This window comes from Aliidiomarina shirensis, from assembly GCF_003987345.1.
Taxonomy (GTDB): domain Bacteria; phylum Pseudomonadota; class Gammaproteobacteria; order Enterobacterales; family Alteromonadaceae; genus Aliidiomarina; species Aliidiomarina shirensis.
In genome coordinates this window covers 542,387-557,859 of the sequence record NZ_PIPP01000002.1, presented here as the reverse complement: position 1 = coordinate 557,859, position 15,473 = coordinate 542,387, and the positions used below count along the sequence as shown (strand labels likewise).

Genomic DNA, 15,473 nt, shown 5'->3' with positions numbered 1-15,473 from the left:
GCTTAACTCCGACAGGAGATGAAACGTGAAAGATTTACTAAAGTTTCTGAAGCCACAAAAAGATAGCGAAGAATTTGATCGCATCCGTATTGCACTAGCGTCACCGGATCAAATCCGGAGCTGGTCATTTGGTGAAGTAAAGAAACCAGAAACCATTAACTATCGTACGTTCAAACCCGAGCGTGATGGTCTTTTCTGTGCGCGTATTTTCGGGCCAGTAAAAGATTACGAATGTTTGTGTGGCAAATACAAGCGCCTTAAGCACCGTGGCGTTATTTGTGAAAAATGTGGCGTAGAAGTTACCCTCACGAAAGTACGTCGTGAGCGTATGGGCCATATTGAATTAGCAAGCCCGGTTGCCCACATTTGGTTCTTGAAATCATTGCCGTCCCGGATCGGTTTGATGCTGGATATGACATTGCGTGATATCGAGCGCATTTTGTATTTCGAATCTTATGTTGTCATCGATGCAGGTATGACATCGTTAGAAGAAGGTTCACTTCTAGGTGAAGAGGAATACCTCGATTCACTAGAAGAGCATGGTGATGAATTCGTAGCAAAAATGGGTGCGGAAGCAATTTTACACCTATTGCAAAGCATTGATTTAGAAGCTCAAATCAAAATGCTTCGGGAAGAATTGCCAGAAACGAATTCTGAAACTAAGCGCAAGAAAATTAGCAAGCGCTTGAAGCTACTTGAATCTTTCCATCAATCAGGCAACAAGCCTGAGTGGATGATCTTGAAAGTGCTTCCAGTACTACCACCAGATTTGCGTCCGTTGGTACCACTAGATGGTGGCCGTTTCGCAACTTCTGATTTGAACGATTTATATCGTCGTGTAATTAACCGCAACAACCGTTTGAAGCGCCTTTTAGATTTGGCAGCGCCAGATATTATCGTGCGTAACGAGAAACGGATGTTACAAGAAGCGGTAGATGCGCTGTTAGATAACGGTCGTCGTGGCCGTGCTATAACAGGCTCTAACAAGCGTCCATTGAAATCTTTGGCTGATATGATCAAAGGTAAGCAAGGTCGTTTCCGTCAGAACTTGTTAGGTAAGCGTGTTGATTACTCAGGCCGTTCAGTAATTACTGTTGGTCCAAAACTACGCTTGCACCAGTGTGGTTTACCGAAAAAAATGGCGTTGGAATTATTCAAACCATTTATCTACGGTAAATTGGAAGCGCGCGGTTTTGCGACAACGATAAAAGCTGCGAAGAAAATGGTTGAACGCGAGTTACCAGAAGTTTGGGATATCCTTGATGAAGTAATTCGTCAACATCCTGTACTACTTAACCGTGCACCAACACTTCACCGTTTGGGTATTCAAGCATTTGAACCGGTACTGATCGAAGGTAAAGCGATTCAGTTACACCCACTCGTTTGTGCGGCATACAACGCCGACTTCGATGGTGACCAAATGGCAGTACACGTTCCATTAACGCTAGAAGCGCAAATGGAAGCACGTGCACTTATGATGTCAACAAACAACGTGCTATCACCTGCAAGTGGTGAGCCAATCATCGTACCTTCACAGGACGTTGTATTGGGCGTTTACTACATGACCCGTGAGAAAGTAAACGGGCGTGGTGAAGGCATGGTGTTGAAGAGCCCGAAAGAAGCAGAAAAAGCATACCGCACTGGTGCTGCTGAATTGCACGCTCGGGTGAAAGTTCGCATCAACGAAGTTCTGTTCACTGAAGAAGGTGAACGCACTGAAGAAGTTAAGATTGTTGATACTACTATCGGCCGTGCAATTTTCTCATTGATTCTACCTGAAGGCATTCCATACGAAGCCATCAACCAGAATATGGGCAAAAAGCAAATCTCACGCTTACTAAACCGCACTTATCGTGATTGTGGTTTGAAGCCAACGGTTATCTTTGCCGACCAATTGATGTACACCGGTTTCCATTTTGCAATGGTTTCAGGTTCATCTGTAGGTATCAACGATATGGAAATCCCAACAGCGAAAGCAGAAATCATTGAAGATGCTGATAAGCAAGTTGCGGAAATCCAAGACCAGTTCGAGCAAGGCTTGGTAACAGCTGGTGAGAAATACAACAAAGTAATTGATATTTGGTCTACCGCTAACGAGAAAGTATCGAAAGCGATGATGGACAACTTATCGAAAGAAATGGTTACGAACGCCAAAGGTGAGCAGGAAGAGCAACAATCGTTCAACTCTGTTTACATGATGGCCGATTCTGGCGCTCGGGGTTCCCCCGCACAGATTCGTCAGTTAGCCGGTATGCGTGGTCTGATGGCGAAGCCAGATGGCTCAATCATCGAAACGCCAATCGTAGCTAACTTCCGTGAAGGTTTGAACGTACTTCAGTACTTCATCTCAACTCACGGTGCGCGTAAAGGTTTGGCGGATACCGCACTTAAAACTGCGAACTCTGGTTACTTAACACGCCGTTTAGTAGACGTTGCACAAGATCTAGTAATCACTGAAACCGATTGCGGTACCCACGAAGGTTTAATCGTGAAGCCGTTGATCGAAGGTGGTGATGTAGTAGAACCATTGCGTGAGCGTGTACTTGGCCGTGTGGTTTGTGATGATGTAATGCAACCAGGCACTGAAACTGTATTGGTTCCACGAAATACACTTCTCGATGAGAAAATGTGTGATTTGTTGGAAGAACATTCAGTTGATGAAGTTAAAGTTCGTTCAGTAATTACTTGTGATTCAATTCACGGTGTATGTTCTAACTGTTATGGCCGCGATTTGGCTCGTGGTCACTTGGTGAACGATGGTGAATCAGTGGGTGTTATCGCTGCACAATCAATCGGTGAACCAGGTACACAGTTAACCATGCGTACGTTCCACATCGGTGGTGCGGCATCACGAGATTCTGCGGCTAACGCGATTCAAGTGAAGAACCCTGGCCGAGTGAAGTTGCATAACGCGAAGAGCGTAGAAAATAGTGATAAGCACTTAGTTATCACGTCACGCTCTACCGAGTTAACCTTGATCGACCAATACGGTGCTGAGCGCGAGCGTTATAAAGTACCTTACGGCGCAATCTTGAAGAAACGCGATGGCGACGAAGTAACCGCTGGTGAAACGGTAGCAAACTGGGATCCGCATACGCATCCAATTATCACGGAAGTGGCGGGTAACATTAAGTTCGTTGATATGATTGATGGTGTAACGATCACCACTCAAACTGATGAACTTACCGGTTTAACGAGTACGGTTATTCTTGAAACTGGTCAGCGTACAAGCGCTGGTAAAGACATGCGCCCAATGGTGAAGCTAGTTGATGCGAAAGGTAACGACGTAAACATCGTTGGTACCGATATGCCAGCGCAGTACTTCTTGCCAGGTAACGCAATCGTAAGCTTGAACGATGGTTCAACAGTAGGTATCGGTGATACGGTAGCGCGGATTCCGCAAGAAGGTTCGAAAACTCGAGACATCACGGGTGGTCTGCCACGTGTTGCCGATTTATTCGAAGCGCGGAAACCAAAAGAGCCAGCGATTCTTGCAGAAGTTACCGGTACGGTATCTTTCGGTAAAGAAACCAAAGGCAAGCGCCGCTTAATGATTACCCCAGCTGATGGTGGCGATCATTATGAAGAAATGATTCCGAAATGGCGTCAGTTGAACGTGTTCGAAGGTGAGCAGGTAACCCGCGGTGAAGTTATCGCCGATGGTCCTGAAGCGCCACAGGATATCTTGCGCTTACGTGGTGTGTCAGCAGTAGCTAACTACATCGTAAACGAAGTTCAAGAAGTTTACCGTCTCCAGGGTGTAAAAATTAACGATAAGCACATCGAAGTAATTGTTCGTCAGATGCTGCGTAAAGTAATTATTATGAACCCAGGTGAATCTGAGTTACTTGAAGGTGAACAAGCTGAGTTCTCGAAAGTTATCGAAGTAAACCGTGCGCTTGAAGAAGCTGGCAAAATGCCTGCTACTTTCGACCGCCAGTTACTCGGTATTACCAAAGCGTCACTGTCTACGGAATCGTTTATTTCAGCGGCTTCGTTCCAAGAAACAACGCGGGTACTTACGGAAGCTGCAGTGCAGGGCAAAGAAGATCCTCTGCGCGGCCTGAAAGAAAACGTTATCGTGGGTCGTTTGATCCCGGCAGGTACTGGTTTTGCTTACCATCAAGAACGGCAGCGTAAACGCCGCGAGATGTTAGCAGTTCCAACAGTTACTGCTGCTGATGCTGAAGCTGCGTTAAGTGAAGCATTAAATGAAGGTAACGATGATTCAGGCGATACCACTGAATAAGTAGTTTAAGCCTAAATTACCGATTAAAAACCCAGGATATTTCCTGGGTTTTTTGTTTTCTGGATATACGTACCTTATTCAGGTTTCGAAGATCAAAGCCAGATCGCTAGGGGCTTTGGCCGGTTCTGGTTGACAGGGTAATTTATAACCTATAAAATTCCGCCTCCCCATTTCCGGGGATTCAACCTTTTTTATGGTGCAGAATTAGCGACTGATACCATAAAAATAGGCAGTGCGCTTGGGTGGCAAAGGCCACGCGGGCGTTTCGCCTTGTTGTAAAATGTATAATTTGGAGAAACCATGGCAACAGTAAACCAATTAGTGCGCAAAGGTCGCAAGAAGCCGGTTGAAAAGAGTAGCGTACCGGCTCTGCAAGCTTGTCCACAGAAGCGTGGTGTATGTACTCGCGTATATACTACTACCCCTAAAAAACCTAACTCAGCATTGCGTAAAGTATGTCGTGTGCGTTTAACCAACGGTTATGAAGTTACTTCATACATCGGTGGTGAAGGCCATAACTTGCAAGAGCACAGTGTTATCTTGATTCGTGGCGGTCGTGTAAAAGATTTGCCAGGTGTGCGTTATCACACTGTACGCGGTGCACTCGATTGCGCTGGCGTAAATAACCGTAAGCAAGGCCGTTCTAAATACGGCGTGAAGCGGCCTAAATCTTAACGGTTCTCCGTTGCAAGTAAGGCCAAACTAAATAAATTTGAAAGTTTTGGGTAACCCCTGAAGATATCGGAGAATTCCTATGCCTAGAAGACGCGTCGTCGGTCAACGTAAAATCCTACCGGACCCTAAGTTCGGATCAGAGTTGTTGGCAAAATTCATCAATGTTGTCATGGTTGATGGTAAAAAATCAGTCGCTGAAAAAATCGTATATGGTGCGTTAAGCATCGTTGCGGAAAAAGCTGGTAAAGATCATATGTCAGTGTTTGAAGATGCACTTGATAATATTCGCCCTGCGGTAGAGGTTAAATCTCGTCGCGTTGGTGGTTCTACATACCAGGTACCAGTTGAAGTTCGCCCTGTTCGTCGTAACACCCTAGCAATGCGCTGGATGGTTGATGCGTCACGTGGTCGTGGTGAAAAATCTATGGCTCAACGTCTAGCTGGTGAAATGCTAGATGCTTCTCAGAACAAAGGTTCTGCTGTGAAGAAGCGTGAAGACGTACACCGTATGGCTGAAGCGAACAAAGCATTCGCTCACTACCGCTGGTAATTACACGCTCTCAACTCTAATTTAAGAGGAAGCAATTGTGGCAAGAAAAACATCGATCGAACGCTATCGTAATATCGGTATCGTTGCTCACGTAGACGCTGGTAAAACAACTACCACCGAACGTGTACTTTTTTATACTGGTTTGTCACACAAGCTGGGTGAAGTGCATGACGGCGCGGCTACTACTGACTGGATGGAACAGGAACAGGAACGTGGTATCACTATCACTTCAGCAGCTGTAACAAGCTTCTGGGCTGGTATGGATAAGCAGTTCCCTGAACACCGCATTAACATCATTGATACTCCAGGTCACGTTGACTTCACCGTTGAAGTAGAACGTTCTTTACGAGTACTTGATGGTGCTGTTGTTGTATTGTGTGCCTCTTCTGGTGTGCAACCACAAACAGAAACTGTATGGCGCCAAGCTAACAAATATGAAGTTCCACGCATGATATTTGTTAACAAAATGGACCGTATGGGTGCTGATTTCATTAACGTTGTAAAACAGGTGAAAACTCGTTTAGCAGCGGTAGCTGTTCCATTACAAATTCCAATCGGCGCTGAAGAAGATTTCAAAGGCGTTGTGGACTTAGTAAAAATGAAAGCAATTCACTGGAATGAAGAAGACCAAGGTCTTAGCTTCACTTACGGTGAGATCCCAGAAGATTTAGTTGACGAAGCAGAAGAGTTGCACAACGAATTAGTTGAAGCTGCTGCTGAAGCAAATGATGAACTGATGAACAAGTACTTGGAAGAAGGCGAGTTAACCGAAGAAGAAGTTAAATTCGGTATCCGTACCCGTACTCTTGCAAACGAAATTGTTCCAGTATTCTGTGGTTCTGCGTTTAAAAACAAAGGCGTTCAGGCAGTTCTTGATGCGGTAATTGAATATCTTCCTTCTCCAACAGAAGTAAAAGATATCAACGGTATCTTGGAAGACGAAACTGAAGTTATGTGTAAATCAGACGATGCTGAACCGTTTGCTGCACTAGCGTTCAAAATCGCAACTGACCCGTTCGTAGGAACATTAACGTTCTTCCGCGTTTATTCAGGTGTTGTTAATACAGGCGATTCTGTTTACAACTCAGTGAAAATGAAGAAAGAACGTTTTGGTCGTATCGTGCAAATGCACGCAAACGATCGTCAGGAATTGAAAGAAGTTCGTGCCGGTGATATCGCAGCTGCGATCGGTCTGAAAGACGTAACCACGGGTGATACACTATGTTCACACGATCGGATCGTTATTCTAGAACGGATGGAATTCCCTGAGCCAGTAATCTCTGTAGCGGTTGAGCCAAAAACTAAGGCCGACCAAGAGAAGATGGGTATTGCGCTAGGTAAACTAGCAGCAGAAGATCCATCTTTCCGTGTTAAAACTGATGAAGAATCAGGCCAAACGATCATTTCAGGTATGGGTGAACTACACTTGGATATCATCGTTGACCGGATGAAGCGTGAGTTTAAAGTTGAGTGTAACGTTGGTAAACCTCAGGTTGCTTACCGTGAAACTATCCGCCAGAAAGTTGAAGTCGAAGGTAAATTCGTACGTCAATCAGGTGGTCGCGGTCAGTACGGTCATGTTTGGTTGCGTATGGAACCACTTAGTCTTGACCAAGGTGATACTGAAGAAGGTGATGAAGCTGCAACTTACGAATTCGTAAACGAAATCGTAGGTGGTGTTGTTCCTAAGGAATACATCCCAGCAGTAGACAAGGGCTGTCAAGAGCAGATGCAGAACGGTGTTCTCGCTGGCTTCCCAGTACTTGGCGTGAAAGTTACTTTATACGATGGTTCATTCCATGACGTTGACTCTAACGAAATGGCGTTTAAAATTGCTGGTAGCATGGGCTTCAAGAAAGGTGCCCTGCAAGCGAAGCCTGCCCTGCTAGAACCAATTATGCAGGTTGAAGTTGTAACACCAGAAGACTTCATGGGTGACGTAGTTGGTGATTTGAACCGTCGTCGCGGTATGATCGAAGGTATGGACGATGCTCCAGGTGCTTTGAAGCAGGTTCGTGCGTTAGTGCCTCTAGCTGAAATGTTCGGCTACGCTACTGACCTGCGTTCACAAACTCAGGGTCGTGCATCATATGCGATGGAATTCTTGAAGTATCAAGAAGCTCCAAACAACGTTGCAGAAGCAGTAATCGCTGCACGCAACACTAAAGATTAATAGTTGAGTTCTTGTCCCGGCTCTAAAGGGCCGGGCTTCTAACTTTTATTAAGGAAATAGCAATGGCTAAAGCAAAGTTTGAACGTTCTAAGCCGCACGTAAACGTAGGTACTATCGGTCACGTTGACCACGGTAAAACTACTCTTACTGCAGCGATTACATCTGTATTAGCAAAGCACTACGGTGGCTCTGCTCGTGACTTCGCACAAATTGATAACGCGCCAGAAGAAAAAGCGCGTGGTATCACCATCTCTACTTCACACGTAGAGTACGATACTCCATCACGTCACTACGCACACGTAGATTGCCCAGGTCACGCGGATTATGTGAAAAACATGATCACGGGTGCTGCGCAAATGGACGGCGCTATCTTAGTAGTAGCATCTACCGATGGCCCAATGCCACAAACACGTGAGCACATTTTGTTATCACGCCAGGTAGGCGTACCGTTCATCGTAGTATTCATGAACAAGTGCGACATGGTAGACGACGAAGAGTTGTTGGAATTGGTAGAGATGGAAGTTCGTGAACTTTTATCAGAGTACGATTTCCCAGGTGACGACTTGCCAGTAATCCAAGGTTCAGCGTTGAAAGCGTTGGAAGGCGACGAAGCATGGGAACAGAAGATTCTAGAGCTTGCAGAAGCGCTTGATACGTATATCCCAGAGCCAGAGCGTGATATCGATAAGCCATTCTTGATGCCTATCGAAGACGTATTCTCAATCTCAGGCCGTGGTACTGTAGTAACCGGTCGTGTAGAGCGCGGAATCGTGAACACGGGTGATGAAGTAGCTATCGTTGGTTTGAAAGACACCACGAAAACTATCGTAACGGGTGTAGAAATGTTCCGTAAGTTGCTTGACGAAGGTCGTGCAGGTGAGAACATTGGTGCGTTGTTACGTGGTACTAAGCGTGAAGATATTCAACGTGGCCAAGTATTGGCGAAGCCAGGCTCAATCACTCCACACACTAAGTTTGAAGCTGAAGTGTATGTATTGAGCAAAGAAGAAGGTGGCCGTCATACGCCATTCTTCAAAGGTTACCGTCCACAGTTCTACTTCCGTACAACTGACGTAACGGGTGCTGTAGAGCTTCCAGAAGGCGTAGAAATGGTAATGCCTGGTGACAACATCAAATTCGTAGTTGAATTGATTGCACCAATCGCTATGGACGACGGTTTACGCTTCGCAATCCGTGAAGGTGGCCGTACTGTAGGCGCTGGTGTTGTATCTAAGATTCTTGATTAATTTTAGATAACACCACGAAAAGAAGGCGCCTTAGGGCGCCTTTTTTATTGCTTAATTTTTGTATGCGCTTTTTAGAATTTCTTTATACAACCACACGTTATCTTTACAGCAACTTTAAATTTCAGGCGCTTTAACTGAAGCATAATCAAGATATAGTATTTATGCACTCAAGGTTCATAAAAAGGTAAGGTGTTATGAAGTTCAAATTAAATCGTATTATGCAAGCGTCGGCAATTACTGCGCTAAGTGCTTTTATGCTGGCCGCCTGTAATTCTTCTGATAGCGGTGATGATACCGCAGTATTTTCTTTGGGTGTCAGTGACGCAGCTGTCGATCAAGCTGCTCGCGTATTAGTGTGCTTTTCAAGCGTTGAGCTTGTGGGTAACGGTCAACCTGCTCAACGTTTTGAAGTAGGTGGCGAAAATGGCGCAGTGGCCGCTAATGATCTTTGCGTTGATGATTCAGGAAATCCCATTCCAAATACAAAAGGTGTTGACCTGCTCACGTTACAGGGTGCGGCCGCCGAAGATCTAGTTTCCGGTGCCGAGGTTGCAGCGGGAAATTATGGTCAACTTCGTTTAGATATAGCATCCGGTAGTGAGATTGAATTAATGGATGGAACTGTTCACGATCTACGTGTTCCTTCAAATCAGTTGCGTTTAGATGGTGTTACACTAACTGCGAATCAAACGTTTAATTACACGCTAGAGTTTGATTTACGAAAAGCGGTTGTTGCACCTCCGGGCTTACAGCATTATCTACTTAAGCCTCGTGGGCTACGATTGGTCAATAATGCTGAAGTGGGTCATATTGAGAGCCAAGTGTCTGAGACATTACTGCTTGAGAATGGCTGTAACGTAACGCCAGATAATTTAGGTACGCCGGTAGCGGCCGTTTATTTGTATGCAGGTCATGATATTGCACGGGAAGATATGAGTGATAATAGCGACGACGAGAACGGTCCTTACGCAAGCGCAGCCGTTTATTATGACGGGGCGGCAAGTTACGATTTTGCAATCGGCTTTGTTGAGCAAGGCAATTACACAGTCGGTGTAACCTGCGATATCGATGATGATGCCGAGGAAGAAACAGATTTGGCATTTTTCTACGATGAAAATATTGAAGTTGTGGCAGACAGTACTGTTAATATAGTAATTGGCACAACAGATTAAGTATTTATCAATCGAAGTTCATAAGGCCAGCATATCGCTGGCCTTTTTGCTTTTAATTAATGGCGATAACAGAGCGAAATAAGTGGCCAGGTAATTTATGTTTTTAAAATAGCAGGCTAACAAACATTCGGACAGCACCATCTGACTACCATCTAGCTTCATTTCGTGCTAAAAAGAACCCTCCGCATTCGCCCATAAAAACAAATAAATATGCGCTTTAAAGCACTAAAAAATCGCAAAACCCATCGATGGCTAACATTGTTGTTTGGTATCCAGCTTATTATTTGGAGCATTACCGGTGCCTTTATGGTTGTGCTGCAATTGCCATATATTCATGGTGATCATTTGGTTCAGCAAGCTGACCAACGAATATCTGATTTTCAACTTTTAGATAAAATTCCCAACCTTACCAGTACCTTCCCTAATGCAACTGAAGCCCGGTTGGTCAACCGCTATATAGATGGCTCATATACGTATAACTTTGTGATTAGCGATAGCGCGGGAAAGCGGTTAGTAAACGCTCATGATTTTTCTCCAGTATCGCTCACAGAGAACGATATTCGAGAACTAGCCGTTCGATATTACAATGCTCCAAAAGGTAATACGCAATCAGAAATAGCATCCATACAATTGCTCACCGAAGAAGCCCCCTCTGAATTGAGTGCAGCTCACTTACCGGCTTGGCGAGTTGAATTTTCTGATCACCGCGCCACCACCTTATATCTTGCTCACGGTACTGGCGATTTGGTAACAAAACGCCATAGTGCTTGGCGTGTGTTCGATTTTATGTGGATGCTGCACATTATGGATTACGATGAACGTTCTGATATTACCACGCCTTGGATTAAGTTCTTTTCCATAATGACACTATTGATTGCATTGTCGGGAACCGGTTTGTTGGCGCAGAAGTTGCTATCACGGCGCTGGAGGCGGTTATGGCGCGATTAAATCCACTTTCTCGCTCTGAGGTTCCGGTTAACTCAACTCGGCAAAGTTGGCTAAAAAAAAGCTTATCCATCTCGGTTCTGAGCAGCTTGCACCGGCGCGCAGGTTTGATTTTGTTTATTCAGGTAATCATATGGACCGTTTCAGGGTTCTATTTCAGTTGGCAGGGCCGCGAAGCACTCACCGCTAGCCAATATATGCATACCTTACCCGCCAAGCCACTAAGTAGCATGCAAAGTTATACTAATCCCGATATTCAATTGGAGCGGCTTGGTGATGTTCGTTCGGTTTCTATAACACTACTGGATGACACACCGCGTATTGAAGTTTACTACGTGCCTTCGCCTGAACCAGGGCATGAAGTGCATCCTAGCCGGCGGAATGTTCATGGTAATGCAGTTGCTTGGTTCGATGGTGAAACCGGGCATAGATGGCAAACGTCGGCTATCACTGCACAACGCTTAGCGGTAGATTCATACAGTGGCTCAGGCATGTTCAATGGTATACGTGATATTCACCGCAGCTCAGCTTTTCCGGGTTGGGCAGGGCCAGGATTTGAAGTGCATTTTGCCGATGATTTAAATACACGCGTATACGTTGATCAAGCGAGTGGGGAGATGTTGGGACATCGCAACGATCCATGGAAAATAGCCGATTGGATGTACCGCCTTCACTTTATGGATTACAGTGGGGGGCGAGATTTCAATAACCTTCTTATAGCCGCCGCTGGATTGTTTAGCGTTTGGTTTGTGTTAACGGGCGTGGTCATGTTGGTGCGCGTATGGTGGCAAGGGGCATTTGTTGCCAGAGCTAGTTTACCGTACAATACTTCGCTTCGCTCGAAACGCATGCCAATAGATGCATTAGCGTTGAGTAGCAATGAGGCAACAACAGGGCACGAAACGCGAACATCGGAAGATACACATTTAAATGAACCTGCTCTAGATGAATCAGAAGCTGAAACGATGAATTCAGAAGCTCCCGAATCAGAGCCCGAAAAAGATAATAATCCACAACAAGTGGAACCGAAGAATTAAAGGAGAACGGTATGGCCGCTGCGCAACCTAAGCAGAACAAGCAGAATAGCCCAAATAATGGTGAACAACGTGGTTGGTTTACTCGTTTTCTCGATACTGTGGAATGGCTTGGGAATTTATTGCCACATCCCGTAACACTGTTTGCAATGTTTGCTTTATTCGTGGTTATTGCGAGTGGTATCGCGGCATTTTTTGGTGTCAGCGCTGCCGACCCACGGCCGGGTAACGAAGGTGTCATTATCACCGTAAATAGCCTGATGAGCGGTGAAGGCCTACGCTGGATGGTTTCAAACCTCGTTACTAACTTTACCGGTTTTGCTCCGCTTGGAACGGTTCTAGTTGCTATTTTAGGTGTTGGTGTGGCTGAGCGCTCTGGCATGCTTTCTGCGATGATGCGCGGCATGGTCATGGGCGCATCGCCGCGCATGGTTACTATTGTTGTGGTGTTTGCTGGTGTTATTTCCAATACTGCATCTGAGCTTGGTTATGTAGTACTAGTGCCCCTCGCTGCCATGATTTTCCATTCTTTAGGGCGTCACCCTTTAGCTGGCCTAGCCGCGGCATTCGCCGGTGTTTCTGCAGGTTATAGTGCGAATCTATTCATCGGTACGGTGGATCCGTTACTCGCCGGGTTTACCACGGAAGCGGCTAACTTGCTGGATGCAGATTATGTGGTTGGCCCTGAGGCGAACTGGTTTTTCATGATTGCCAGTACCTTCTTGATTGCCGCTTTGGGCGCAATTGTAACCGAGAAGATTGTGGAGCCTAAGCTAGGAAAATATAACCCCTCGGATGCGGATCCTGATTACGAAGACGATGGCAATGTGAAAATGGAAAAGCTAGCACCGCAGGAAAAACGCGGGCTCGCCTTTGCTGGCTTAACCTTCCTTGTATTGGCAGCTTTATTAGTATTAACCATAGTGCCGGAGTGGGGAGTATTGCGAAACCAAGAAACAGGTGGCGTTAAGGGCTCACCATTTTTAAACGGTATTGTGGTGTATATCTTTATTACCTTCGCAATTCCAGGTTATGTATATGGTCGTGTAACGCACACCATGCGCAATGATGTTGATGTTATTCACGCAATGTCGAAAACAATGAGCAGCATGGGGCTATATATTGTGTTGGTATTTTTTGCCGCTCAGTTTGTAGCATTCTTTGGCTGGACCAATTTCGGCACGATAATGGCGGTTAATGGCGCGGCATTCTTAGAAGCGATAAACCTAACTGGGCCGCTGGTATTTGTGCTCTTTATCTTAATGTGTGCATTCGTGAACCTCATGTTAGGCTCAGCTTCTGCGCAGTGGGCTATCACGGCACCAATTTTCGTACCCATGCTTATGCTAATTGGCTACGCGCCAGAATTGATTCAAGCGGCATATCGTATTGGTGATTCCGTAACCAATATTATTACCCCAATGATGAGTTATTTTGGCTTGATATTAGCAGTAGCTGCGCGGTATAAAAAAGATATCGGTATAGGAACCTTAATTTCGGTGATGTTACCTTACACTTTGGTTTTCTTTGTTGGTTGGGTAACCTTATTCTACTTATGGGTATTCGCATTTGGGCTTCCGGTAGGCCCTGGAGCGGCAACCTATTACTCAATAGGGCAATAGCCTAAGGGCATATATAAGAAATGGCTGCGAAGCCTATTGTAAGGTTTCGCAGCTACATTTTTTAGGAATGCAAACATAAAATGAAACGATGGTGGTGGTCTTTTAGTGTTGCTTTCTTACTTGGTTCTGCTTCTGCCGAGGAAGTTTCTGTGGAGGAAGATAACCAAATTGAACCCATCCCCATTTTTGTAGCCGCCTATGAATTCCCACCTTATTACTCATCGCGAATGCCCAAGCACTTTCTTGGCGACCTTGTTCACGAACTAAACGAACGGCAAAGCACCTATCAATTTTTAATTCGCGAAGTACGACCGCAAGAACGCTATGAAGCCATTAGCGATGTAGGTTGTTGTGATGTGATATTTTTTGAATCAGAAATATGGGGTTGGAAGCCTGACATGAACTATGTTGCATCCCCTCCGTTGATTCATGGTTCCGATCGCATGTATTCGCTACAAAACGAATACTGGCAACCGTTACCAGAAGATAGGCTTGGCGGTGTTGTGGGCTATCATTATAACTTTACGCAATACCAAATTGACGCCGGTAAATCGGAACGCGATTACATGATGTACCGAGCGGATTCGCAGCAAACCGTGCTTACCATGTTGCGTAATCAACGCATTAAGTTTGCTATTCTCACTGATGAATATGTAAATTGGTTAAAGGTTGAACAACCGCAATTGATCAGTGGTATTTATGCTGCGCCTGACCCCGATGGTACTTACACAACGCAAATTATTATGCGCGAAAACAGCGCTATTTCTCAGCAGGAGTTGATGGATATTATTTATGCGCTTATTCGCGAGCCCGATATTCAAGAAAGCTTGGCGCGCTACTCATTAACGCTCGCAATCGATGATGTTAATGATACACAGACAGCCCCAAACGCAACGCAAATTGAGTGATCATCTCAACAGCACGAGCCGGGTTACCAAAACGATTTAGCGGTGGGCTCCAAGCGCATATAACGCCATAATCGGGAACCACAGCAATAATACCGCCACCTACACCACTTTTTGCCGGCAAACCAACGGTAAAGGCAAATTCTCCCGATTGATCGTACATACCGCTAGTGGAAAGCAAAGCATTAATGCGATGAGCAGAGCGAGCATCGCAAACACGTTGCTGAGTGCCCGGCTGTATCCCTTTATTTGCTAAAAATCCCAAGCTGCGCGCTAAATCAACGCAGCTCATCGCAATTGAGCACTGAAAGAAATAGTGATCAAGCACTTCCGGAACGCTCGAATCAATGTTGCCGAAGCTCTTCATCAAGTACGCTAGTGCCGCATTGCGATTTCCGTGTTCTTTCTCTGAGTTCCAAACGTCGTGGTCGGCATGAATTGCTTCATTGCTGCACAATTGCCGTACATATTGCACAAATGCCGTTTTACTCGAGGAGTAACGGCTGGTAAGCACATCCGCCACCACAATAGCCCCGGCGTTAATGAAGGGGTTACGCGGAATACCATGCTCCCATTCAAGCTGTACAATTGAATTGAAAGCTTGCCCAGAAGGCTCCATGCGTACACGTTCCCAGAGCGTGTCGTCCATACGATCCATGGCCAATGCCAAACCAAAAATTTTTGAAATACTTTGAATCGAAAAAGGTACGTTGGCATCCCCTGCGGTATGTACCGTGCCATCGAGTTCAACCACCGCAATACCTACACAATCGGCATCAACTTGGGCCAAGGCCGGAATATAATCCGCTACTTGGCCGCCCGGTGATGCTTTACGTGCTTCCGCTACTAACTCTTCAAGTAAGCTTGAACAGTTTTTCGGTTGTTGCGGGGTACCTTCCAT

Annotated in this window: 11 protein-coding genes; 10 read left to right on the top strand and 1 reads right to left on the bottom strand. The window is 45.5% G+C overall.

Features of this window, described 5'->3' with window-relative positions; genetic code table 11:
* The first annotated feature begins 25 nt into the window (after nucleotides 1–25).
* The 10 genes from rpoC (at nucleotide 26) to CWE13_RS06575 (ending at nucleotide 14,575) form a co-directional block, all read left to right on the top strand.
* Nucleotides 26–4,249 (top strand): DNA-directed RNA polymerase subunit beta', encoded by a 4,224-nt coding sequence (gene rpoC, locus CWE13_RS06620; RefSeq protein WP_126807037.1) that lies wholly within the window; start codon nucleotides 26–28, stop codon nucleotides 4,247–4,249.
* A 300-nt stretch (nucleotides 4,250–4,549) separates the two neighbouring features.
* The gene (gene rpsL, locus CWE13_RS06615) at nucleotides 4,550–4,924 is read left to right on the top strand and encodes a 30S ribosomal protein S12 (RefSeq protein WP_007420308.1); all 375 of its coding nucleotides are present in this window, start codon (nucleotides 4,550–4,552) and stop codon (nucleotides 4,922–4,924) included.
* Between the two features lie 79 nt (nucleotides 4,925–5,003).
* Nucleotides 5,004–5,474 (top strand): 30S ribosomal protein S7, encoded by a 471-nt coding sequence (gene rpsG / locus CWE13_RS06610; RefSeq protein ID WP_126807035.1) that lies wholly within the window; start codon nucleotides 5,004–5,006, stop codon nucleotides 5,472–5,474.
* 37 nt (nucleotides 5,475–5,511) lie between these two features.
* On the top strand, nucleotides 5,512–7,647 hold the full coding sequence (gene fusA / locus CWE13_RS06605; protein ID WP_126807033.1) for an elongation factor G: 2,136 nt from the start codon (nucleotides 5,512–5,514) through the stop codon (nucleotides 7,645–7,647).
* 62 nt (nucleotides 7,648–7,709) lie between these two features.
* Complete coding sequence (gene tuf, locus CWE13_RS06600; RefSeq protein ID WP_126807031.1) at nucleotides 7,710–8,894, top strand: elongation factor Tu; 1,185 nt, start codon at nucleotides 7,710–7,712, stop codon at nucleotides 8,892–8,894.
* Between the two features lie 194 nt (nucleotides 8,895–9,088).
* Entirely contained in the window at nucleotides 9,089–10,066 is a 978-nt protein-coding gene (locus tag CWE13_RS06595) for a DUF4382 domain-containing protein (RefSeq protein ID WP_126807029.1), read from the top strand.
* A 210-nt stretch (nucleotides 10,067–10,276) separates the two neighbouring features.
* Entirely contained in the window at nucleotides 10,277–11,014 is a 738-nt protein-coding gene (locus CWE13_RS06590) for a hypothetical protein (RefSeq protein WP_126807027.1), read from the top strand.
* Complete coding sequence (locus CWE13_RS06585) at nucleotides 11,002–12,048, top strand: PepSY-associated TM helix domain-containing protein (RefSeq protein WP_126807025.1); 1,047 nt, start codon at nucleotides 11,002–11,004, stop codon at nucleotides 12,046–12,048. The genes CWE13_RS06590 and CWE13_RS06585 overlap by 13 nt, the downstream gene beginning before the upstream one ends.
* 11 nt (nucleotides 12,049–12,059) lie before the next feature.
* On the top strand, nucleotides 12,060–13,667 hold the full coding sequence (locus tag CWE13_RS06580) for an AbgT family transporter (protein ID WP_126807023.1): 1,608 nt from the start codon (nucleotides 12,060–12,062) through the stop codon (nucleotides 13,665–13,667).
* Between the two features lie 80 nt (nucleotides 13,668–13,747).
* The gene (locus CWE13_RS06575; protein WP_126807021.1) at nucleotides 13,748–14,575 is read left to right on the top strand and encodes a hypothetical protein; all 828 of its coding nucleotides are present in this window, start codon (nucleotides 13,748–13,750) and stop codon (nucleotides 14,573–14,575) included.
* Here CWE13_RS06575 and CWE13_RS06570 read toward each other — a convergent pair.
* Nucleotides 14,532–15,473, bottom strand: a complete 942-nt coding sequence (locus CWE13_RS06570; protein WP_126807019.1) for a glutaminase — start codon at nucleotides 15,471–15,473, stop codon at nucleotides 14,532–14,534. The two genes, CWE13_RS06575 and CWE13_RS06570, sit on opposite strands and share 44 nt — an antisense overlap.

Excerpts from the sequence above, each read along its gene's own strand:
- CWE13_RS06595 (WP_126807029.1), top strand. The coding sequence starts at position 9,089 with ATGAAGTTCAAATTAAATCGTATTATGCAAGCGTCGGCAATTACTGCG.
- CWE13_RS06590 (WP_126807027.1), top strand. The coding sequence starts at position 10,277 with ATGCGCTTTAAAGCACTAAAAAATCGCAAAACCCATCGATGGCTAACA.
- tuf (WP_126807031.1), top strand. The coding sequence starts at position 7,710 with ATGGCTAAAGCAAAGTTTGAACGTTCTAAGCCGCACGTAAACGTAGGT.
- CWE13_RS06585 (WP_126807025.1), top strand. The coding sequence starts at position 11,002 with ATGGCGCGATTAAATCCACTTTCTCGCTCTGAGGTTCCGGTTAACTCA.
- CWE13_RS06570 (WP_126807019.1), bottom strand. The coding sequence starts at position 15,473 with ATGGAAGGTACCCCGCAACAACCGAAAAACTGTTCAAGCTTACTTGAA.
- rpsG (WP_126807035.1), top strand. The coding sequence starts at position 5,004 with ATGCCTAGAAGACGCGTCGTCGGTCAACGTAAAATCCTACCGGACCCT.
- CWE13_RS06575 (WP_126807021.1), top strand. The coding sequence starts at position 13,748 with ATGAAACGATGGTGGTGGTCTTTTAGTGTTGCTTTCTTACTTGGTTCT.
- CWE13_RS06580 (WP_126807023.1), top strand. The coding sequence starts at position 12,060 with ATGGCCGCTGCGCAACCTAAGCAGAACAAGCAGAATAGCCCAAATAAT.
- rpsL (WP_007420308.1), top strand. The coding sequence starts at position 4,550 with ATGGCAACAGTAAACCAATTAGTGCGCAAAGGTCGCAAGAAGCCGGTT.